Source organism: Bacteriovorax sp. BSW11_IV, assembly GCF_000447755.1.
GTDB lineage: Bacteria > Bdellovibrionota > Bacteriovoracia > Bacteriovoracales > Bacteriovoracaceae > BSW11-IV.
Genome location: NZ_AUNE01000027.1, coordinates 62954 through 85277, shown reverse-complemented (window position 1 = coordinate 85277; position 22324 = coordinate 62954). Strand labels below are relative to the sequence as shown.

The following is a 22324-nucleotide window of genomic DNA, read 5'->3' as shown; positions in this document are numbered from 1 at the left end:
AATTATTAAGTTTTACACTTTATTTCCCGATAAAGAAGGCATGAAAAATCAAGCAAAAAAGATCGTCGCTGGTGACATCATATTCATGTCTCCAAAGCAAAAGGCCTATCAATCAGGACTTAAAAATGGCCTTGTGGCCCTTAGGTATTTAGGCATGAAGGCCTACTATCAATTTGCTCATGTTGATGAAGGACAGAATTTTGTAAAAAACCTTTCCCTTCTTCAAAACATAATGCTCGAGTCTGATACTCAGACACTTTGCTATGATCAAGAACAAATCATTCAAGAAAGATTACATATGAGACCAGCACTCAAATCCCTTTTCTTCCAAATTAAAAATTTGAATGACCTTCCAAGCGAGGCCAATAAAGAAGAACTTATTCTAGCAAGTATTGTAAAATCCTTTTTACGCAATTGTCCGATGATCATTCTCGATGGTATTGATGAGCACTTGAGTCACTTTCAATTAAAATTATTAAAAAAAGCGATTCTTCTAAAAAACGAAAAAGAAAATACAAGTTTTCTTATTTTGTCCAAAAATTTAGATCTATGGACCGAGCTATCAGACAAAATCATCATTCGCAAAAATGACGGTACGTTCCAATGCATGGAAACCACAAAAAAAGTGGAAAAACTCCCTGTGGAGCGCAAGAAAGACGAAGTCTTAGTGTTCAATAACATCGAGCTCCAAAACGAGCTAAAAAAGATCGGCTAATTAGTTGACACTTACTCTCTGGTAAATTCATAATATCATTGTACTTTTTTCTTTTAAACCAACAACAAGAGACAGATTACACAATGGTCAAAAAATTGAACTTTATCGATGTATTTTCAGGAGCTGGTGGCCTTTCATGTGGCCTAGAAATGGCGGGACTTAATTGTATTTTAGGTGTTGATGCTGACAAATTTGCAGGTCAAACATTCCTTCGCAATCACAAGCACGCTAAATTCTACTGTGGCGACGTAAGAAAGCTTACAAAATCAACTTTAAAAGAGCACCTTGATAATCAAGAAGTTCACGTTGTTGTCGGTGGTCCTCCATGCCAAGGTTTTTCAACCGTTGGATTAGGTGATCCAAAAGATGCAAGAAACTCACTATTTCGCGAATTCGTTCGTATAGTGAAAGAAACAAATCCTTACTACGTCGTCATTGAAAACGTAACAGGACTTCTTGCAAAGAAAAATGAGAATACATTAAAGAGCATTTTCAAAGAATTCTACAAGCTTGGATATATCTTAGATGTACAAGTCATGTCTTCAGAGCGCTATGGTGTTCCTGAGCGTAGAAGAAGAACTATTATCATTGGTTCAAGAATCAATTCTCAAATTGAATTTCCAAAAGTTACTCACGATACAATTATGGCCAAAACTTATAAAGCGCCAGTAACTGTAGGTGAAGCTCTACTTGACCTGCAAGCAAAAGACGGAATGATCCATAACCATGACCTTGCAAGTGCTAAAGTTAAATCAAAAATTGATGAAAAAAGACTTATGCGCATTCCTGAAGGTCAAGGGATTCGTTATGAGAAAGATGAAAAAGCTTTCCTAACAAAATCACTTTATCTAGGTGTTGATTGGAAAAATCTAAAAGAAAATCGTTTCCGTCAAACAAAATACCAAAGATTAGATCGTAGTAAACCAAGCCCGACAATTATGACTCATAGACATAGCTACTTCCACCCTGTTGAGCACCGCTACTTAACTCAAAGAGAGGCGGCACGCTTGCAAAGTTTTCCAAATGATTTCGTATTTGAAGGAACACTATCTGCACAGTGGAGACAAATTGGAAATGCTGTGCCACCAGTTATGGCAAAATGTATTGGTAAGGCCATTGTAAAAATGTACAAAGATTCTCTTCAGAATAAAGACAATAAGAACGAAACGAAGAGTACAATAAACCAAACTATTAGGAGTGTACGTGAAAAGGCCTTCGTCTATCGCGCGTAATTTTATTATCATTAGCGCGGCCCTTGTTATCAGTGGCTGCGCATCTACAACAAAAAACGAAACTTCAAATTCAGCCTGTCTCGTAAAAAGAGCGGCCTTTGATGTGGGCTCAGGCTCTACAAAAATGGTTGTCGCTGAAGTCGATAAATGCGAACACAAACTTGTGAGCATCCTTCTCGAGGCCCAGCGTGGAGTGCCATTCAAAGAGGCGTTGATCCAGGCAAAAGACAATAACTTCAACTCAGACATTAAGAAAAAGGCCGTAAATGCCTTAGGTGAATTGAAAAAAATGGCCAAAGACATGGGGGCCACTGACTTTAGTGCCATGGCCACATCTGCATTTAGAACAGCGGGCAACGGCGCTGTGGCCCTTAAAGAAATTTCAGATAAGACAAAGATCAAAATGAGAGTTATCAACCAAGAAACTGAAGCTCGCTTTGGCTACCTTGGGGCCCTAGGACATATCAAAAATAAAAACGAAAGTTTTATGGTTTGGGACATCGGTGGTGGTTCTCAACAGATGACTAAAAATATTGATGGTAAGTGGAATTACTACTTAGGAAAAATTGCTTCCGTCAGTTTCAAAGATGCTGTTTTAAAAAAGTATTATAACAAAAATGCGCAAACACCAAACCCTCTGAGAAAAGAGCGAGCTCTACGCGCTCTTCAACTTTCTAAAGAATACGCAAAAAAAGTACCTGTGGCCTTTAGAAACTTATCTGACACAAAAGTGTATGGAATTGGTGGAGTTCATTACTACTCACTTAGAAACCAAACTAAAATTGCCGATAAAATTTACAACCAAGAAGATCTATATAGGACTTTGATGGAAAGATCACAAATGAATGACAAAGAACTTGGTGGTGAATATTCTCAGACTGATGTGACAAATATTGCTCTCGTTCTTGGTCACATGCAGTCATTGAATATAAATAATGTTGAAGTTTTAAAAGTTAATATGGCCCATGGCCTACTTATTGATGAGGCGAGTTGGTAGTCTCTCGCTTTTGACCTGCTTTGTGCAACTCATAGAATCGACCCTTCTTTTCTATGAGTTCCCTTGGCCCACCTTGTTCCACAATTTCACCCTTCTCAAAAACAAATAAACGATCACAACCGCTTAAAGTATCTAAACGGTGAGCAATCATTAACGTCGTTCTACCATCCATTAATTGTTTTAAGGCACTATGAATAACCTCTTCCATCTGAGGATCAATATTGGCCGTGGCCTCATCAAGAACAAGAATTGAAGGATTAGTAAGAAAAACTCTAGTCAAACATATCAATTGTCTCTGACCGACAGAAAGATTTACTCCGCCTTCGAGAATCATTGATGTTAGAGAAATTTTAGCGTCATTCATTACTTTTAGAAGTCCTGTTTGCTCAGAAATTCTAAGAACTTCTTCATCAGATTGATCTGTATTTAATGAAAGATTCTCACGAAGTGTTCCATGAAATAAAATCGAATCCTGCGAAACGACACCAATATGAGAGCGCAAAAAGGTACGGTCAAATGAGCGCACACTATTGCCATCAATGAGCACCTCACCTTCTTGAAATTCATATAATCTTGAAAGTAGAGAAATTGTTGTGGTTTTTCCGCAACCGGTATGGCCAACAAGGCCAATGCGCTCCCCTTGCTTAATATGAAAATTCACATTTTTTAAAACCCACGAATTATCGTCATAACCCATTGAGACATCTCTAAATTCAATTTCTCCCCTGAAGTCCCCTTTAGAAATAGGATTGTCGTCTTGTTTTAGAATTTCATCTTCTACACTTTGTTCAAAAAAGTTGGCCACACGCTCAGTATTTGTAAAGGCCTGAAAAATAACATGTAATTCTCTAAAAAGATTCATAATTGGAAAGAAGAACTTTTCCGAATAACGAGTGAAGGCCACAAAAAGACCAACACTCATTGTTCCATCCATTACTTGCTGTCCGCCAAACCAAATCAACACAAGAAGTGGACAAGCACACAAAAAAGACAGAAGTGGCTGTGACCATGAATAAAGAAGGTTGGCCTCAAGACTTGAATTAATATGATCATCAATTGTGGCCTTATACTTTTTCATAGACCAGCCTTCAAGGCCGAAACTTCTTATGACATAAATACCATCAATAAACTCAGTAAGTTTGGAATTGATAATACTTGAAAATTTAGACATTTTACGATTCACCTTTTTAACAGGTGAACGTGTTAAGAGCACAAATATTAGCGCAGGAAAAATTGAGGCCAAAATCATAAGCCCAAGTTTTAAGTCACTTGAACACATGACAATAACTGCACTAATGGCCATAAAAATAGATGAACACATTCTTCCCAAAGAATTAGTGAAGAAATTTTCAAGTCCTTCTACATCGTGAGTAATACGAGTGATAACACGCCCCTGGGGCCAACGATCATAAAATTGAAGGGGAAGCTTTTGCAAATGTTGAAAAAGCCCTTTCCTAATATCTAAAACGACCAAAGAGGCCCTTTGCGCTAAGACTGTGCGTCCTATCCAATGAAAAATAATCGAGAGAAGCTCTAATCCAACAACCGATAGACCAAGAAAAATAGCTCTGTTGCGATCTGACTTTAAAAGCCCCTCATCAACAAATAATCCCGTTAAACGTGAGGAATAGAGGGCCACGGCCGAGTACAATACAAGTAAAAGTAGTGAGCCAACAATGGCCACACCATATTTCTTAGAATATTTTACTAAAAATAATAATGAACGAAGATCGCTAGTCTTTTTCTTGTCGAGATTCTTTTCATCTTGATCATCTAATTCGTGATAACTACTCATAGATACCTAATTCTAAAATGTGATTACAATACTTGAGGGTTGATTTTCTATGGGCAACCCAAATCACTGTCGTTTGTGCCAAGTATTCATCAATGCGCGACAAAATTTTCTCCTCAGTCACTGTATCGACAGCACTGAGACAATCATCTAAAAGAAGGACATCAGGATTACGAGCAAGGGCACGCGCAAGGGAGAGACGCTGTTTTTGTCCCCCAGACAAATTCACCCCCCACTCTCCAAGAGGTGTTTCTAATCCTTTTTCAAATCTCTTCACATCTTCATCAAGACATGCAATCCACAGAATCTTCCAAATTTCTTCTTCAGACATAGTCATATCTAATGAGACATTGGCCTTTATAGTATCTGCAAAGAGAAAAGGTCTTTGATGGACATAGGCGATTTCTTTTCTAAGGTCTGTATGTGAGTACTCATCAAAGGATTTCCCTTTAAAATGCACATCCCCTTCATGACCCCTTTCAAGCCCACTTAAAATATCTAGAAGAACAGTCTTTCCTGAACCAATTGGACCAGTAATCCCGAAACGCTCGCCTCTTTTAACTTCCAAAGAAAAGTTGTTAAGAACATTCTCGTCTCCGTCTTGGAAGCGAAAAGAAACATTATCTAATTTAAAAATATTTTCATGACCAGAAATTACCTGGCCAGGTCGATAGAGAAATGATTCTTTCTTAGCAGAAAAAATTTGATTAAGTCTTTCAAGAGAGGCCATTCCTTTTCGCCACTCTGAAATAATATAGCCAAGTTCAATAAGCGGATCTTGAATAATAAAGGCCAACCCATTTATGGCCACAAAATCCCCAACACTTAACTCGCCTTTTAAATATAGATCCAATCCGTAAATGAAAAGAACGAGGTAAACCACAACGTTACTAAGGCCGATTGCAGGCATATAGGAAATTGAAATTTTAATGGCCGATAGCCACTTCAAGCGATACTTGTCGGCCCCTGCTTCTAAAAACGCAGTCCAAAAACGGCCAAGATCACTCATTTTTTGCAAGCGAATACTACCAACTGATTGTGCAACTTGATCATTGAATTCATCAAGGGCCTCTTGGGCCTCTTTATAGCGCTCAACTTCACTTGATGATATTTTTTTAATCACCCAAGGAAGAAGTGAAAGAGACAAAAGAGTTACGATCGTAAACTTCCAGCTAATATTAACCATAGCAATAAACGTGATGACTCCCAAAAAGAAGACATCCACTGCGCCCACAAGAGTAAAGCCAAATAAAAAGCGTGAGGCCCCAACATCTGAGTTGGCGGCATTCATCAGCAGACCTTTAGAATAAATATTTTTCAATTCATGGCGAGGAAAGTAGCGCGCATTTTCCCAAACTTTTTCTTTTAAAAAACCGGCCGCATAATGTGACTGGCGGGCCAAGGTCATACGCCAACCGACACGGCCAAGAGTTAGAAGTACACGCATTGCAACCATAAAAGCGAAGAGGTAGAAAAACTTTTCTTTGTCAGACCACTCACTTTCTATAGGAAAACTTTTTTTAGTAAAAAAGTCGAGTACCCAGCCCATGGCCCTCGTGTAGTAAACTTGACAGAAGTCGGTCACAAGAACGGCCAATACGCCTGAGAGATAGATTGGCCAGTACTTTAATATAAAGTCTGACCAAAGTTTATAATGTTCTTTTTTGGATTTTTGTACGAAAGATTTCATGTGAAAAAATCATACACGGACACAACAACCACTAGCAAGTTAAATTATCTGACCTGCTCTTTCATCCAAAGACAAATTTCATCAAGATATTCACCAATCATTGGCAACTCTATTTTAGTTTCCAAAATGGCCTCTTCTACACCCTCAGGTGCATAGACCTTGCCTTTTAGGGCCCCCGTCAAAAACTCCACCATTTCAGGATGTAAAGAGTCTGAATAGATCTTACTTTCAGTGATGAGACCTTTATGAGAATCAAGATGAATTTCAAATCCACCAAAACTAAAGCGCTCTTCCATAAAATGGGTAAATTTAGGAGTTTCACCAAAGCGCCAATTCCAGTCTTTTAATTTTTCATAATGACCTTGTAATGCGCTAACAGTCTTAATAGTCTCATAATCGAGATGCTCTACTTCACAGCGTACACCATAATGACTGAAAAATTCCTCGATGATTCTCTCACATAACGCATCGTGAGTAATACCACTGTTCACGTCTTGCAAATTTGTCACACGCTGGCGAACAGATTTAATTCCCTTTGATTCAAGCTTTTTCTTATTGGGATTAAGATATTTTGCAAGCTTTGAAAGATCGGCATTGATAAGGAGTGTGCCATGGTGAAATGCACGATCCTTTGTTTCTTTAAACGCCGAGCCTGAAATTTTTTTTATATCTTCACCATCTTCTACTACCATATCATTTCGTCCAGAGGCCATGGCCTTGACTCCAAATGCCGCGAGAGCATTGATGATGATTCCATTATTTATTTCTTTATCGTAACTCGACCTCGAATTTAAGAATGTAAAATTGGTATTGCCTAGATCGTGAAAGACTGCTCCACCACCAGATTGGCGACGGGCCAGTTTAATATGGTCTTCTTCCATTTTTTGAACATTGCACTCAGTCCATGGATTTTGAAAACGGCCGATAACAACAGTATTGTCATTGCGCCATAAAAAGAGAGTGGGCACCTCAGGGTCCATATCTCTAAAGATCCAATCTTCTGTGGCCAAATTAAACCAAGGATCAAATGTATCAGCTATAAGAACACGAACTTTTTTAACAGCATCTTGCATCAACTGTAACTCCAACACAATTTTTAGGGCCTATTCAAGTGAGAATTCTTGATCTTTAATTTCAAATTTCTCATCAAGAGCGTCATCGTCATACTTTATATTCTCTTTGACAAGTGAATCTGGGTCATGAGCGTAATAACCTTCTAGCTCATTACCATCATGATATAATTTCTTTTTAGAGAATTTACGCTTTTGTTTTTTTATAATCGAATCCTCCCTAAAAAGAGGTGTTCTTTTATAGCGGTAAGCGTCTTCCGCCGAAAGTTTCTTGGCCACCACCATTTTATCAAGAATAGAATTGATATTATTGCGTGCAAAGTCGGTCAGCTCTTTTTTACGAAATGATTCACCATATCGAACGGGACTTGGCAGTAGAGTTGCTAAATAAGCGGCCTCAAGAGGATTTAGTGCACCTGCGCTCTTTGAGAAATAAAAGCGTGAAGCACCCTCTGCGCCGTAAATTCCCTCACCCCAATGAGCAATATTTAAATAGACTTCTAAAATTTTATCTTTTGATAATTTATATTCTAACCAAAAAGTAATCCCCATTTCTTTGAGCTTGCGCCAATAGGATCTCTCACTTGAGAGGAAAACATTTTTAACAACTTGTTGTGAAATAGTTGAGGCCCCTCTTAACTTTTTACCATTTAAACCATCGTCAAGGGCCTCGGCCACTTGTTTATAATCGACACCATCATGATCATAAAAGCTCCAGTCTTCACTTAGCAAAACGGCATTTACAAGATGAGGTGAGATTTGATTTAGAGATTTCCAAGTTTTAGGTTTTTTTGTTACGACTTTATAACTAACCTTGGCCTCTTTGTTTTTTTCAATAGAGTAGGCCACATAACCATTTTGCAATTTCTCAATATCGGCCCTTGGAACAAGTGAAAACAAGTAAAAGGCCAGAGATAATAGGGCAAGGGTCATAACCCCAAAGGTTATAAGCATTGCTTTTTTCATCATTCCTCCTCAAGTATCTCTTACGGCCCTCCAATTGTAGCAAAAATCAAGGCGGCCGTGAAACCTTAAGGGGTATAATGAAATATCAACTACTTATAAAGAAGATACAATTTAGCAATGCCAGAAATTGATTGTGCACAAACTGAATCAAGCTCTTTCAATAAAAGTGATTGATCTTTGTATTCATCATTTTCTCTTTCAATTTTTTCCTTCAAACCGCGCACTGGAAGGCAGCCTTTCTTATGAATTTGAAAAGAGAGATATTCTGGAATCGATAAGTCATTAGCTCTAATATTAGCAACAAGTTCTTCAAGAACTTCTTGATTGCGTTCGTAGTTTATTAATGAAAGCTTTTCCTTCACTGAAAGATCGCGCGCTTCTGAATGAAATGCAAAAGAAAGAAAAAATGCACATAAGATTAAAAACACAAGTTTCATTCTAACTCCATTTAAAACGAAAAACCTGACAAAAGAATTTAAATCAATTTTGACCTTTAAAAAACTTACTGGCAAGAAACATTTTTAATTCCTCGTAGTTTTCAAAAATTTGTGCACTTGAATTGGAAAGATCATACTGCCTTTTCATATGAAAAGTTGTTCCGGGAAAGGCCATAAGTTGATCACTTTTCTTATCACCGATCATCACGCTATCAACAAGGGTGATGGGAAATTCTCTCATGGCCATAGAGACCATGCCAGGATAAGGCTTGCGGGTAAAACTGTTGGCCTTGTAGTTCTCAACGCCTTTTTCAGGATGATGACAACTGTGATAAAACGCAGAGATGACAACACCTAGTTTTTCAAAATGTGCACGCATCTTTTTATGAAGTTCTCTCACATCATCTTCAGTATAGTACCCACGGGCAATGCCTGACTGATTTGTGATAACAAAGATATCATAGCCATGGGCCTTGAAAAGTTTTAATGACTCAGTAATTTCATCATAAAATGACATTTTTTCAAATTCAAATAAATAGCCCCCATCATGATTTAAAATACCATCACGATCCAAAAAGAGGGCCTTTTTAAATTCAGAACGCGAAAACTCTCTACTACCAGTTGCCCCAATGAGGGCACTGAAAGTATCTTTTACATCTTTCAAATGAGTGAGTGAATCGCGATCCATCAATCGATAGGCCCCAATGTGGTAAAAAGAATCAACATAGAGTTTCTGTGAATCCAAAGAAGTCAATTTCCCCATTTTATCAAGAGCGAAACCTTTATCATTATTTTGCAGTTCAACCAACGAAGTGTTTTGATTTGTGGCCACAAGGGCCTCTAGATCAAAATCAAGACGATCAATGCTCTCAAGAACAACTCCCCCATCAAATGAACTCGAATCATCACAAAGAACGAGTTCAGGATAATTGAGCTCCACGGCCTTTCTTACAGAAGAAGAACAGTTGATAAGAAATATCTTAGTTGTCATGAATCTCTCTTTCTTTGATTGAACAATTGACTTTATAAGAGGCCGTCGTGAATTTATTCATCGGCTTAATTCTAATTTGTAAAATAAGGCCCCTAAAATGAATTTCAAAAGAACTAATACTATCTTTAATGGGAATAATCTCGACTGCAACACTAGCATCATCATTACGTTCGTGTTTATGGACTAAAAGTCCACTAAGCTGATATTTTTTTTCAATACCATCTTTTCTCATACTCTTATGAAAACAAGTGGCCTGAATGAGTTCATTGTCACGTTGACCAATTAATGGCCATAAGCATGCTGCAAATTTTTGCGCATCAATTTTGTAAAGCTCTAATAGATAGAAGTGAAGTTTCTGCGCGAGATCATAATATGTTTGTAGGACAACTTTTTGCATGGGACTCGGTAATTGGCCTGGCAGCTCACTATGACCTTCACTAGTCCACTCACTATCAAAACGGCCACTAAACTCTAGACCCGCCATGTGGTAAAGTTCATGACCCATACGTAAAAATGATTCATCAATAAAGCGTGAGAATTCTTCTTGGTATTTATTGGCCATGGTAAAGGCCGAAAAGTAAGACGAGAGAAAGCTTTTTACACCAGCACTTTTAGTATTAACGAAGGCCCCCCCTTTGCACAACTTTAGAGAAAAGGGTACTTTTTGATGAGCACCAACGGCCATTATATCGCACTCACCGAAAGTCATATCATGCGCACCTGCGGCCATTTTTCCCATAACGAGGATATTTTGCAAATCTTTTGGCAAATGGGCATCAAGGGCCTGTGCCGTTTTTTGTGCCAAAACGGGAAGTTCTTTTAATAGCTCTGGTTCGTTTTGCCTAAGCCATTGCTCGTAATGAGAAAACTGCTCTTTCATGGCCCCGCCAAAACTTGAAATGAACGCCCTTTCAATTTTGTGATTTCTCGCCATAAAGGACGCCACGAGATATTCAAAGAGATTCCCTTTAAATTCGTTAATAAGGGCCTCTTTTTGGGCCTTTGTTTCGATCGTGGTGTAAGTTTTCATCAAATTTAAAAATTTATTTGGCACAAGGCCGTGTTTGAACTATCATCTGTAGGATACTTTTACACAATTTCGTAAAGTTGGAAAGGTCGGCCATGTTAAACTTTCCGTCCATACTCGAGAGCATCGGGGATTTGGACAAAACACAAATCGATGGTCTGTTAAAGCTTGCGGAAAAATTCAAATTTCGTACAAGCCTAACGACAAATTTCACGACAACTCGTCCAGTTGTGGCCACTTTGTTTCTCGAAAATTCAACTCGCACAAAACATTCTTTTTTTATGGCCATTGAAAATCTTGGTGGTCGTCATATGGATTTTAACGCTGAGAAATCAAGTTTAAGCAAAGGTGAAAGCTTAGAGGAAACTCTGCTCACACTTTACTCACAAGGAGTAAATGCTTGCGTGATTCGCTCAAGTGATAACGCTCTATTAAATCCCTTGAAACAAAATCCACCCCTAAGGGTCATTAACGGCGGGGATGGAACCAATGAACATCCAACACAGGCACTGTTAGACCTGTTCACGATGCAACAATGGGAAGGTGAAATCGAGGGTAAAACCATTGCCATTATGGGCGATTGCCTTCACTCTAGAGTGACTCATTCCCTAGTAAAACTTCTGCCAATGTACGGTGCGAAGGTCATTATTAGTGGTCCACGATCATTGTGTGAAAATTACGCAAAATCTGAAAATCTTCCTTATGTTGAAAAAGCTAAAGATTGTTTGCAGCAAGCCGACATTATCTACTTATTAAGAATGCAACTTGAGAGACACCAAGAATCATTTGGAGACCTGTCTCAATACAATAAAGACTTTGGCCTAAGTCTAAAGTTAATGAAAGATGTAAATAAATTCGTTCCAGTTTACCACCCTGGTCCATGTAATATTGGAGTAGAATTAGATTTGGAACTTTTACGAAGCCAATATTATCGCGGGCACGAGCAAGTGAAGCACTCCATTCCAATGAGAATGGCCATTATCCTTGCTATGCTTGAAAATGGAGATAAAACAGTTGGAACATTTGCCAATCTGTCGAGTTACTAATTCTTCTTTTTTCCCTTTGATTTCTAATCATTGCCGTATTGCCTATTTTTTCTTTTCACAAAATTCAAGAATAATTTCCACACCAATAAAATTCGAGGATCATCGACATGAATGAACTAGCATTTCAAAAAAGCTTGAAACAAAACAAGGCCTACTTGCACTTTAGTGATGGCACAACTTTCGAAGGTTATATCAACCTTCCAAGCAATGATCCTCGCTTAGCACTAGGGATTTGGGGAGAAAGTGCTTTTACAACCGGAATGAGCGGCTACCAAGAAACAGCGAGCGACCCAAGTTTCCTAGGTCAGCACATCATCTTCACAACGGCCCATGTGGGTAACTACGAGGCCTGTGACAAAGTCATGCAATCCCATAAAATTCATGCCAGCTCACTTATCGCTAGGAATTTTTCATATAGCAGCTTCTTCATAAAACATAACATTGCGCTTCTAAGCGGTATCGATACTCGAGCACTCGTAAAGTATCTTACGACAAAAACGAGAGAGCATAAAAGTGTAATCACTTTGAAAGAAAAGGCCCCAAGTAAAGACGAGTTTGATAGACAAACACTTGTGTGTAACGATCTTGATAAAGTATCTTGCCATGAACCTATAACTCATTTAGCTGGCGAAAATCCCATTGTGCTAGTTGATTATGGAACAAAGCTTGCCATAGTCGATTACCTTAAGGCCATGAAATTGCCACTTGTGCAAGTTCCGTACAATATAAGTGCGCACGAAATTCTTAAATACAATCCTCGCCTAGTATTTCTTTCAAATGGCCCGGGGGATCCGAAGGAATATAAAGATCAAATTGCAGTGGTGGAAGCCCTAATAGATGCCCAAACACCAATTCGTGGAATATGCCTTGGTCACCAACTTTTAACAATGGCCCTAGGTGCAAAGACTATCAAACTTCCCTTTGGTCAACGTGGGGCCAATCACCCTATTTTAGATCATGCGACAGGTGACATTATCATCACTAGTCAAAATCACGGTTATGCTGCTGATGAAGAATCGGTACTTGCCATAAAAAATAATAACAGAGCAAAGAAAACACTCCACATCACTTCACGCTCACTCTTTGATAGATCAGTCGAATCAATGAGTACAAGTGACCACTTAATCAAATCAGTGCAATACCATCCTGAGGCCAATCCAGGACCCAAAGATGGCGTGATCTTTTTTGAAGAAGTTGAAAAATATCTCAGTGGGAAAAAAGAAAGTGATTTGCCAGATATTCTCCCGCACCCGCTACCAGAGCTGACAAAAGACAAAAAATATAATGGTCCCATTAAAAAAATTCTACTTATTGGATCTGGTCCCATTAAAATTGGACAGGCCTCTGAGTTTGATTATTCAGGAACTCAGGCCTTAAAATCTTTAAAAGAGCTCGGTCTCAAAGTGGCTCTTTTAAATTCAAATCCGGCCACCATCATGACTGATCCCAATATGGCCGATGCAACTTTTATTGAACCAATTACAAAAGAATCAATTGTAAAAATCATCAAACAAGAAAATGTTGATGCCGTCTTGTCAACAATGGGTGGACAAACGGCGCTTAACCTATGTGTAGAACTAGAAGAGCAAGGGATTCTTGCAGAACTTGGCGTTGAACTTCTTGGGGCCAATGTTGATACCATTAAAAAAACAGAGGACAGAGAACTCTTTGCAAAAGAACTGACTAAGCTTGGTTACCAAACTGGAAAAAGATTCATGGCCGAAAGCGAAACTCATGCTCTTAGCTTAGCGGAAAGTAAAGTTGGTTTTCCTCTTATTATTAGACGTGACTTCGCGCTAGGGGGAAAAGGTGCGGCCCTAGTTCATAACGTGGCAGACTTAGAAGATGTTTTTAATTCGGACATTAAATTTCCAATTACGATGGAAAAGTCTCTCCTAGGATGGAAAGAAGTCGAACTTGAAGTCATGGTAGATAAGAATAAAAATGGTGTTGTTATTTGCTCTATTGAGAACGTTGACCCTTGTGGTGTTCACACTGGCGACTCTATCACCGTGGCCCCAGCACAAACGATAAGTGATCGCTGTTACCAACAACTGCGTACTATGTCCCTGACAATTGCTAAACATATGAATGTCGTGGCCGGTGGCGCTAACGTTCAATTTGCCATCAATCCTTTTGATGAAAATGATATTGTTGTCATTGAAATGAATCCACGAGTGAGCCGCTCTTCGGCCCTTGCCTCAAAGGCAACGGGATATCCTATTGCAAAAATCTCTGCTCAATTGGCAGTGGGATTTACCTTAAAAGAAATTTTAAACGACATCACACTCGTCTCTCCAGTGGCCTTTGAACCAACGTTGGATTATGTGGCACTAAAAATTCCAATTTTTCCCTTTAATAAATTCCCAACAAGTTCTAAAGACCTAGGACCTCAGATGAGATCAGTAGGTGAAGTGCTTGCTCTAGGGGGAAGTTTTAATGAGGCCTTTATGAAGGCCCTGCGCTCAACAGAAATGGGACTAGAGATTCCTTCACTTCTCCAGCTAAAATCAGCGCCATTAACGCTAACAAGACAAAGCATAGAAAAGCGTCTGAAAACACCACAAGAGTTATGTCTTGTGACTGTCCTTGAGGCCCTCAGACTGGGAATGAGCACAGAAGAAATTTTCAATCTATCAAGGATCACTCCATGGTTTATAGATCAAGTGAAGCTTTTTATTGAAAAAGAAAATGAGCTTAAAGAAGATAAAACACTTAACCCTCAAAAACTTCAAGAATTAAAGGCCATGGGCTTTAGCGATAAGCATCTTGCACTTCTTACAGATAAGAGTCTTTCGGAAATTTTGGCCACACGTTATAAATTTGGAATCACTCCAATCTATAAGGCGGTGGACACTTGTTCAGGAGAATTCAGTGCAAAAACACCTTACTTCTACTCTACTTATCAAAAAGAAAATGAGGCCTCTGCATTATCACAAGAAGGTGAAACTGTTGCGATCTTAGGATCTGGTCCAAACAGGATTGGTCAAGGTATCGAATTTGATTATTCATGTGTAAAAAGTTGTGAGCATTTAAGAACAAATGGTACCAAGGCCATTATGTTAAACTCTAATCCAGAAACAGTAAGTACTGATTATGATAGTTCTGATCGACTTTATCTCACTCCTCTTTTTTCAGAAGACCTTTTCGATATTCTGGCCCATGAAAATCCAAACGGCGTCATCGCTTCTTTTTCAGGGCAAACAGGAATAAATATTAGAGAACATTTAGAATCCGAATTTAGAAAAGAAATTTATGATATAAAATTTCTCGGGCCATCACTTGACCTACTTGATCTCACGGAAGATAGAAAGAGATTTTATGAAATCACAAGAAAAGTCGAACTCTCTCATACAAAATCAATGGAAGTTTCTGGTCACAAAAATGTACTCAATGCCATGATTGAAATTGGTCTACCTGTGATCATCAGACCAAGTTATGTTATTGGTGGAGAGAGTATGTACATTTTCCACCATCACAGTGAACTGGAAAATTTACCAGAGCAATTAAAAGAACAACTTCAAAATTCTGCAGTCATCTTTCAAGTAGAAAACTACTTAGAAGGCGCAATGGAATATGACGTTGACCTGATTAGAGATGTTAATGGTAATTGTATTTTTACCGTTTGTGAGCATATCGAACACGCAGGCGTTCACTCTGGAGATTCGGGAATGATCTCTCCACCAGTGATGCTAACCAGTTCAATGTATCAAAAGATGAAAAATATCTCTCGAGATTTGGCCCAGGCGCTTGGTGTTATTGGTCCCATCAATTTCCAATATGCGATTAAAGGTGAAAAAATATATTGTATCGAGGCCAATCCTAGAGGCTCAAGAACAATTCCATTTTTAAGTAAAGCATGTGGACTCAATCTTGCCGCAAAAGCAACCGACGCTCTTTGTGGGAAAGAAATCGAAAATTTTGATAGAGAAAAGGCAAAATACTTTTGTGTTAAACAATCAACTTTCCCATTTGATCGCTTTATTCAAGACAATATTATCCTTGGACCAAAAATGCGCTCAACTGGGGAAACTCTCGGGATAGATAGCGATAAAGATCATGCGATTTTAAAGTCGTATTTAGGTAATTATCCTTCTTTAAATCACAAAGGTTCAATCCTCTTCTCATTGGCCGACAGAAATAAAGCAAGTATTGTTCCTTATCTTAAGACTCTTCATCGTGCTGGCCATAAATTTATGGCCACAAGTGGAACATATGATTATATCACCAAACAAGGACTGCCTTGTACTCTCGTAGGAAAAATTGGTGACCACGAGGGTATATCAATGATAGAGGCCCTTAAAGACAGTGAACTAAGAATGGTCTTCAACACTCCACTAAATCAAGGACAATCAAAGTCAGATGGGGAGTTTATTCGAAACTACGCCATTCAATTTGGAGTTCCGTGCTTTACAAGACCGGAGAATATTTTGGCCGTGATCGAAAGTTTAATTGGAACTGTTGATCAGGAGTTAGTACCTGTAAAACTTCAAAATATTGGAAGTGAAAATGAGTCTAGATAAGATCATCGTCGCCCTTGATGGCATGGATCGAAATGAGATTTTTGAGTTTGTTGGAAAATCACACAAAGATTTTTCATTCTACAAAATTGGAATGGAGGCCTTCTACAAAGAAGGTCATCTCCTTGTAAAAGAGCTTTATGACAAATTTGGTATAAGAATTTTTCTCGATCTTAAGCTATACGATATTCCAAATACAGTAAGCGGGGCCATCAAATCACTCTCAGGTCTTCCTATTGAGTTTCTAACTCTCCATCTACAGGGAGGAAAGTCCATGTGTAAAAGAGCACTTGAAACTAAAAATGAATACCTATCTGAGTGTAAACTTCTGGGAGTGAGTTATCTTACAAGTTTCGAGGGCGAGGATTTTAAAGCGATCTGGGGCATTGATAAAAATGAACAAGAACAGGCCTTTGACCGTCTCTTTTCAATTGCAGATCAAACAAATATTGATGGTGTTGTCTGTTCTCCATTAGAAGCGAGTGATGTTAAAAATAAATACCCTTCACTTATAACTGTCTGCCCGGGTGTAAGACTTGTAAGCGAAATTAGTTCTGGTGTAAATATCGGCGATCAAAAAAGAGTCCTCTCTCCAAAGGAGGCCTTCGTAAAAAGTGCCGACTATCTTGTTATGGGACGCTCATTAACAACGAAAGAGCGCCCTTATGAACAAAGTACTGAGCTTCTAAGAAAAGAACTTCTATAATTCCCAATAAGACTCTTCTAAGCTTTCCTCTCTTTGAGGAAGGCCATGAGATAAACGTGGAGAATTTTGTTTTAAAACTTCATAACTCGCCCTATTGGCATACTTAGAAATCTGGTGAATTGACGAGTATGTGAGATACTTATCATTATGCTTAGGTGAATTCGGTAAAGTCATTCGATGGTATTCGTTGGCCGCGATATCATGCAACAAGGCCGCTAAGGCCGCATCCCCTGCACCATTCGTATTAGTTATTTCTCCAGGTCCTCCTAAATAAGGATTAATGTGAGAATAAATTTTCATTGGTTGATGGCAATCAATTTTCTTTTGTGCACGAGAATACTCATATAAATTATATTCTGAAATTGATTTTGTATGAATCATATCATCTGTTTTTCTGGCATTTTGCTCATCTACATATGAAGCAATATAAAGACCTCTTTTACCAACAGTTAACAAAATGAGATCACAAATATCCAACACCTTCTCACTAGCAAGAAGAGGGTCATCAATATGTGTTAGGGCCAAGGCCTCTTGTTCATTCATCGCCAATATAGTGACATACTTATCAATAAAGGCCCAAAACTCATCGCGACGCTCTTCAACGAGAGAACTTGTTCCTAGAGCAAAGATCACAGGAACATTATTTTTTAGAGCAATTTCACAGGCCTTGATTGTGGCCTGATACATTGGGGCCTCTTTATCTCTTAACAAAAATGCTGTTACCAACAGAGCACTCGAACCAGAAATCACGTCTTCAGGAATATACTCTGGAGTGAGATTATTCATTATCCCTTTACCAATGGCAAAAGTTCTCTCTTTATCTGGAGTTAAAAAGCACATGGCCCTTCCCATGTGTCCATCACTTGGCTGAAGATAGCTAAAATCAACTTTCGATGAAGTTGAACAAATATATTTAAAGGCGTAATCACCAACTCTGATAGTATCGCAAATTGTTCCTAGCGCCACAGATCTGTCGTCACTTAGAATAGAGTAATTGTGAAGAGTGTTCCCGACAGCTCCTCCTGCAAATTCACCTATTATGCGATTTTCATTTTTAAGTTTCCAGTAGATTTCTTCCACCACATCTGACTCAAGAACAACTGATTCCCCTTTAGGGATATTGTATTTTTCTAAGAAACTATCTTCAACATGGGCCTCAATATCTACAAGAAGTTGATCAATCCCAACAACGTAAACTTTTTTACCATCGACAAAGTTTTCCTCGAAAGGAATACGACCCTGATCACGGACGGGAAAATAATGCTTAGTTTTTCTCTTACCAGGAAACTTCATGGGGCCCTCGCTCATTGAATAGTTTGCTCTATCATAAAACATCGCTAGTTATTTCAACAATGTTTTTGAAAAAAATATGTGTTGTAGCTATAATAGATCTTATGAAATCTATTATTGTCATAATGTTGGCCTTATTTTGTTTAAATTCTCTTGCTGCGAGGGTGGCCACTGTTACAACATCAAAGGCGGTCGTCTTTGCTGACAAGGAATTAACAAGCCCCTTGGGTTATATCCGCTTTGGGAAAAAAGTTCGCGTCAGTGATAATCCCATTGGAGTCAAAGACATATATGCTGTCATTGTCTCAGGGCGTGTGGCCTATATTCAAACAAAAGATCTTTCGCTTTCTGATGAGGTGGTTTCAGAGGTATCTGGGCACCAAAAAATAAACGAGCACAATGTGGATGAGCTCTTCAAAGATGATATCGACAAGCTTTCTGAAAATAACTTTCTAACACTGACTTACGGTCAAATGGCACTAGGGCCTCAATGGGAAGAGCTAACAACTGCTTATAACGACACCCTTGCAAGCGCCACCGTTATGTCTCTTGCTCTTGAGCATAGGCCACCAAATAAACCCATGGCCTTTGCCATTGGATTAAATTATCTCAGTGCCGAGCAAGAAAAGCTGGCCGTTAAAACTGTGGGCCTAGATGTTTATCTGTTTTATTCCCTACTTTTCAACTCAACTTTTTCAATCGATCTGGTAGGACAACTATCAGGATCGGGTGATATTCAATTCACTGACCCAAATGCAGAAGATTTTAATCGTGGACTTTATCTAGGCGGTGGTGTTGGAGGACAAATAAGACTTTTCCCGGCCTCGCAATGGGGTTTCGTCGGGGGACTTAAAATGATGAAGTTCAAAGTCTTTGACACTGAACCATTTAATACGGGAAGTGAAGAAATGGTACTCAATTCACTTGATGGTGTTCACATGTATTTAGGAGTTAGCTACAAGCTATAAGATCATCCATTTGGCCAGGGCCAAAAAACTGAAAAAGCCAACAACATCTGTTACTGTTGTTAAAAGAACAGTACTTGCCACTGCTGGGTCAATATCTAATTTCTCTAGAACAAGAGGAATAATGGATCCAAAAAATCCTGCAAATAAAAGATTGATCACAGTTGAAAGGGCAATGACGACCCCTAAAAGCGGCATATCGAACCATAAATAGGCCAATAATCCAATCACAAGAGCAAAGATCAAACCATTTAATAATGAGAGGACAACTTCTTTAATGATTGTGTCTTTAGCATCGCCCTCAGAAATACTTCCAAGTGCAAGTTGGCGAACAGTTACCGTTAAGCTTTGGGTTCCGGCATTTCCACCCATAGAGGCCACAATCGGCATCAATATAGCAAGAGACACAAGGGATTGAATCGTCGTATCAAATAGACCAATAACCACTGAAGCCGCGACCGCCGTCACTAGATTTATGGCCAACCACTTGCCTCGGTTAATTGCAACCGCAAAAATATCGGCCTCTTCTTCGACTTCATCGTTAACCCCGGCCATATGATAGATCTGTTCAGTGGCCTGTTCCTCGATAATATCGTAAACGTCATCGGAAGTGATTCGACCGATAAGGATTCCCTCTTCATCAATGACAGGAATAGTAGAGAGGTTGTACTTACTCACATTTTCAACAACCTTACTAATATCGTCTCTGTGGCCTGCAAAGATTTGAGTATATTCTTTCTCTTCATCTTCGATGATATCTTTGTATGTTTTCTTGAAGTCCATAATAATGACTTCTTCTAAACCGATAGAGCAAATAAATTTATTGTATTTATCGACAATAAATACATGATAAACATTATCAAGTTCTGCCTGGGCCTTCATTTGTTTCAAACGATCGATTGAAGAACCAATATTTTCGTTTAAATTGGCGCTAAAAAGCTCGGTTTGCATGTAAGATCCGGCCACATCTTCGTCGTATGAAATAAGAGACTTGATAAGGTCACGATCTTCTTTATCAATATTCGATAGAATATTCTTCGCAATAGTTTCGTTGGACTCACTAATGGTCTGAATAAAGTCGGCCGCATCATCCGTATCCATTTTTGATGTAACGTCTGCGAGTTTAAAGGCACCAAGATATTCAGCGGCTTCTTCCTGGAGATGACCAGGCATTTCAGAAATAACTTCGGCCAGAAGTTCGTTGGGAATAATGGTTAGGGCCTTGCGATAGAGAACTTCACTCTCCTCACGCAGTTGAACAAGAGTTTCTTTGAGATCGTAAGGATAGACAACCATATTCTCATGGCCGTAGCGCTCAACATCCCTAGCGATGCTATCAAATAATTCTTGTTCAGTCAGATCCTGTTCGATCATTGGCCGTCCATTTTCTATGCTTTGGAATAGTATGAATTTAACAGCAAAAGAATTTTTTTTCTAGAGAGAAGCTTTATCTTTGGATAAAAGTTCATAATAAAAATTCATTATATCTGTCATCTCATCGACCTTATCGGATAAAATGTCTTTTAATGTAGAGAGTTCACTCCAGTAAATTTCACTTTTTTTACCTAGAGCGATTCTATGATTGAGGCCGATAACATTCATTTGAACTTTGGCCAATTTCAATTGTTGCTTATTGGAATATTCTAAAAAATCATCTTGCTTAAAATTATCAAATTTTGGTCTGACAAAATAAGTTTTATCACTCATTTGGGCCATCCCATAAAAATTACGAAAGCGAGGGTCCTCAACGAGGAAATTTAAAGTCTCAATAGGAGAAACATTGAGTACTGCATTTAAAGGATTAAAGGCCCCTGCTTCAATTTCTTTGAACTCATAGACGAGAATATGATCCTTATCCCTGAGCAGAATCTTATAGCGAAGAAGCCCTCCTGAACCACCTGTTACATTATAATATTTAAAAGCATCAAGAACTTCTAAACGTCCCTTGAAAAAATCTTCCACAATCTGCTCTATGAAATGATTTTCATCCTTACTAAGCTCCCTAGCAACTCTGCCTTTAGATAATTTGCGCACTAATTTCTGACCTCCATAATCCGATGAATCAGAAAAATAGTGTCCATCTTTGAAGTGAATATTTTTCAGCATAAATTCTGGGTAATCAATTTCTTTACCTTGGAGACCTTTATAATATGATTCAATAAGCTCCTTGAGCTCTTTGCGATCAAATCTGTTACGATTAGCAATTTTTAAAGAGCTCATATAGCGAATAAGATCAGTGATAACAGGGACACGATTGCCATTATCATAATCGTTCATTTGATATCTTAATTCTTTATTTCCTACACCATAAAATGAAAAGTTATCAGGATGATAGTCAATGGGTGAAAATCCTTGGAAGTGCTCTAATTTACGAAGAGGACTGTTGGCCAATCTTGCTTTTAGTTCATCATAAAAAAGAGAGACAAAACTGCGATAAAACATAAAAGAGGAATCTACACTTGAAACTTTTAGACGAATTTTGTCTTTATCGATCCCTGGACTTAGATTCTCTAGTCGACTTAAAACCTCACTGTGAGTGTAGGAATTTTCTAATTGTGAAAAGCATTGACCACTTGCCTGTAAAGGAAGTGAATACATTGATCCAAAGATCAGTGCGAATAAGATTGAGCTTCTTATTGAATTAATCATCGCAGTACTTTGTGCAAAAATGACGCCTGAAATACAAGTGTAATTTTAATGAGATGACCCTCAATTTTGGGCCTTTACTGCCTAAGCTTTGGTCAATGATCATAAATATAAACGACCCTTTGGCCATCAACCATTTTAGACAATGACCGAGTTAAACTCTCCATGATTACCGTGGTTTAATGAGTAAAATTTTTTAACTCAATAATCAAGGGTTTTCGCTTATAATCTTCT

Annotated in this window: 17 protein-coding genes; 7 read left to right on the top strand and 10 right to left on the bottom strand. The window is 38.5% G+C overall.

Features of this window, described 5'->3' with window-relative positions:
• Nucleotides 1–40: 40 nt before the first annotated feature.
• From M899_RS07790 to M899_RS07780, 3 genes are all read left to right on the top strand, one after another.
• Nucleotides 41–715 (top strand): hypothetical protein, encoded by a 675-nt coding sequence (locus tag M899_RS07790; protein ID WP_155897148.1) that lies wholly within the window; start codon nt 41–43, stop codon nt 713–715.
• 83 nt (nt 716–798) lie between these two features.
• Nucleotides 799–1947 carry a DNA cytosine methyltransferase gene (locus tag M899_RS07785; RefSeq protein ID WP_021270816.1) on the top strand — a complete coding sequence of 383 codons (1149 nt, stop codon included), beginning with the start codon at nt 799–801 and terminating at the stop codon, nt 1945–1947.
• Entirely contained in the window at nt 1919–2944 is a 1026-nt protein-coding gene (locus M899_RS07780; RefSeq protein WP_021270899.1) for a Ppx/GppA phosphatase family protein, read from the top strand. Before M899_RS07785 ends, M899_RS07780 begins: the two co-directional genes overlap by 29 nt.
• Here M899_RS07780 and M899_RS07775 read toward each other — a convergent pair.
• From M899_RS07775 to M899_RS07745, 7 genes are all read right to left on the bottom strand, one after another.
• On the bottom strand, nt 2922–4739 hold the full coding sequence (locus M899_RS07775) for an ABC transporter ATP-binding protein (RefSeq protein WP_021270850.1): 1818 nt from the start codon (nt 4737–4739) through the stop codon (nt 2922–2924). The genes M899_RS07780 and M899_RS07775 overlap by 23 nt on opposite strands.
• Nucleotides 4732–6426: an ABC transporter ATP-binding protein gene (locus tag M899_RS07770; RefSeq protein WP_021270839.1), complete on the bottom strand. Its 1695-nt coding sequence runs from the start codon at nt 6424–6426 to the stop codon at nt 4732–4734. The genes M899_RS07775 and M899_RS07770 overlap by 8 nt, the downstream gene beginning before the upstream one ends.
• A 44-nt stretch (nt 6427–6470) precedes the next feature.
• Entirely contained in the window at nt 6471–7499 is a 1029-nt protein-coding gene (locus M899_RS07765) for a lipoate--protein ligase (protein WP_021270941.1), read from the bottom strand.
• A gap of 30 nt (nt 7500–7529) precedes the next feature.
• Nucleotides 7530–8462, bottom strand: coding sequence for a biosynthetic peptidoglycan transglycosylase (locus M899_RS17650; RefSeq protein ID WP_021270830.1), 933 nt, complete (start codon nt 8460–8462; stop codon nt 7530–7532).
• A gap of 89 nt (nt 8463–8551) precedes the next feature.
• Nucleotides 8552–8899 carry a hypothetical protein gene (locus M899_RS07755; protein WP_021270843.1) on the bottom strand — a complete coding sequence of 116 codons (348 nt, stop codon included), beginning with the start codon at nt 8897–8899 and terminating at the stop codon, nt 8552–8554.
• Nucleotides 8900–8942: 43 nt separating this feature from the next.
• Nucleotides 8943–9890, bottom strand: a complete 948-nt coding sequence (locus tag M899_RS17645; RefSeq protein WP_021270852.1) for a D-glycero-alpha-D-manno-heptose-1,7-bisphosphate 7-phosphatase — start codon at nt 9888–9890, stop codon at nt 8943–8945.
• Entirely contained in the window at nt 9880–10920 is a 1041-nt protein-coding gene (locus tag M899_RS07745) for a hypothetical protein (RefSeq protein WP_034728428.1), read from the bottom strand. Before M899_RS07745 ends, M899_RS17645 begins: the two co-directional genes overlap by 11 nt.
• Nucleotides 10921–11012: 92 nt before the next feature.
• On the opposite strand from M899_RS07745, the gene M899_RS07740 reads away from it, so the two are divergent.
• From M899_RS07740 to pyrF, 3 genes are all read left to right on the top strand, one after another.
• The gene (locus M899_RS07740; protein ID WP_021270827.1) at nt 11013–11963 is read left to right on the top strand and encodes an aspartate carbamoyltransferase catalytic subunit; all 951 of its coding nucleotides are present in this window, start codon (nt 11013–11015) and stop codon (nt 11961–11963) included.
• 107 nt (nt 11964–12070) lie between these two features.
• Complete coding sequence (gene carB, locus M899_RS07735; protein ID WP_021270820.1) at nt 12071–16486, top strand: carbamoyl-phosphate synthase large subunit; 4416 nt, start codon at nt 12071–12073, stop codon at nt 16484–16486.
• The gene (gene pyrF, locus M899_RS07730) at nt 16473–17189 is read left to right on the top strand and encodes an orotidine-5'-phosphate decarboxylase (protein WP_021270857.1); all 717 of its coding nucleotides are present in this window, start codon (nt 16473–16475) and stop codon (nt 17187–17189) included. The genes carB and pyrF overlap by 14 nt, the downstream gene beginning before the upstream one ends.
• Here the strand turns inward: pyrF and M899_RS07725 are convergent.
• Nucleotides 17184–18482 carry an inosine/guanosine kinase gene (locus M899_RS07725; RefSeq protein WP_021270842.1) on the bottom strand — a complete coding sequence of 433 codons (1299 nt, stop codon included), beginning with the start codon at nt 18480–18482 and terminating at the stop codon, nt 17184–17186. The two genes, pyrF and M899_RS07725, sit on opposite strands and share 6 nt — an antisense overlap.
• A gap of 101 nt (nt 18483–18583) precedes the next feature.
• Here M899_RS07725 and M899_RS07720 point away from each other — a divergent pair, with 101 nt between their 5' ends.
• On the top strand, nt 18584–19447 hold the full coding sequence (locus M899_RS07720) for a hypothetical protein (protein ID WP_034728425.1): 864 nt from the start codon (nt 18584–18586) through the stop codon (nt 19445–19447).
• Here M899_RS07720 and mgtE read toward each other — a convergent pair.
• Together mgtE and M899_RS07710 are read right to left on the bottom strand one after the other, a co-directional pair.
• Entirely contained in the window at nt 19442–20818 is a 1377-nt protein-coding gene (gene mgtE, locus M899_RS07715; RefSeq protein ID WP_021270863.1) for a magnesium transporter, read from the bottom strand. The genes M899_RS07720 and mgtE overlap by 6 nt on opposite strands.
• 60 nt (nt 20819–20878) lie before the next feature.
• Nucleotides 20879–22093: a DUF2252 family protein gene (locus tag M899_RS07710; RefSeq protein ID WP_034728422.1), complete on the bottom strand. Its 1215-nt coding sequence runs from the start codon at nt 22091–22093 to the stop codon at nt 20879–20881.
• Nucleotides 22094–22324 lie beyond the last annotated feature (231 nt).

Excerpts from the sequence above, each read along its gene's own strand:
- M899_RS17650 (WP_021270830.1), bottom strand. The coding sequence starts at position 8,462 with ATGAAAAAAGCAATGCTTATAACCTTTGGGGTTATGACCCTTGCCCTA.
- M899_RS07775 (WP_021270850.1), bottom strand. The coding sequence starts at position 4,739 with ATGAGTAGTTATCACGAATTAGATGATCAAGATGAAAAGAATCTCGAC.
- M899_RS07740 (WP_021270827.1), top strand. The coding sequence starts at position 11,013 with ATGTTAAACTTTCCGTCCATACTCGAGAGCATCGGGGATTTGGACAAA.
- M899_RS07765 (WP_021270941.1), bottom strand. The coding sequence starts at position 7,499 with ATGCAAGATGCTGTTAAAAAAGTTCGTGTTCTTATAGCTGATACATTT.
- M899_RS07790 (WP_155897148.1), top strand. The coding sequence starts at position 41 with ATGAAAAATCAAGCAAAAAAGATCGTCGCTGGTGACATCATATTCATG.
- M899_RS07770 (WP_021270839.1), bottom strand. The coding sequence starts at position 6,426 with ATGAAATCTTTCGTACAAAAATCCAAAAAAGAACATTATAAACTTTGG.
- M899_RS17645 (WP_021270852.1), bottom strand. The coding sequence starts at position 9,890 with ATGACAACTAAGATATTTCTTATCAACTGTTCTTCTTCTGTAAGAAAG.
- M899_RS07785 (WP_021270816.1), top strand. The coding sequence starts at position 799 with ATGGTCAAAAAATTGAACTTTATCGATGTATTTTCAGGAGCTGGTGGC.
- M899_RS07745 (WP_034728428.1), bottom strand. The coding sequence starts at position 10,920 with ATGAAAACTTACACCACGATCGAAACAAAGGCCCAAAAAGAGGCCCTT.
- carB (WP_021270820.1), top strand. The coding sequence starts at position 12,071 with ATGAATGAACTAGCATTTCAAAAAAGCTTGAAACAAAACAAGGCCTAC.
- M899_RS07710 (WP_034728422.1), bottom strand. The coding sequence starts at position 22,093 with ATGATTAATTCAATAAGAAGCTCAATCTTATTCGCACTGATCTTTGGA.
- mgtE (WP_021270863.1), bottom strand. The coding sequence starts at position 20,818 with ATGATCGAACAGGATCTGACTGAACAAGAATTATTTGATAGCATCGCT.
- pyrF (WP_021270857.1), top strand. The coding sequence starts at position 16,473 with ATGAGTCTAGATAAGATCATCGTCGCCCTTGATGGCATGGATCGAAAT.
- M899_RS07755 (WP_021270843.1), bottom strand. The coding sequence starts at position 8,899 with ATGAAACTTGTGTTTTTAATCTTATGTGCATTTTTTCTTTCTTTTGCA.
- M899_RS07725 (WP_021270842.1), bottom strand. The coding sequence starts at position 18,482 with ATGAAGTTTCCTGGTAAGAGAAAAACTAAGCATTATTTTCCCGTCCGT.
- M899_RS07720 (WP_034728425.1), top strand. The coding sequence starts at position 18,584 with ATGAAATCTATTATTGTCATAATGTTGGCCTTATTTTGTTTAAATTCT.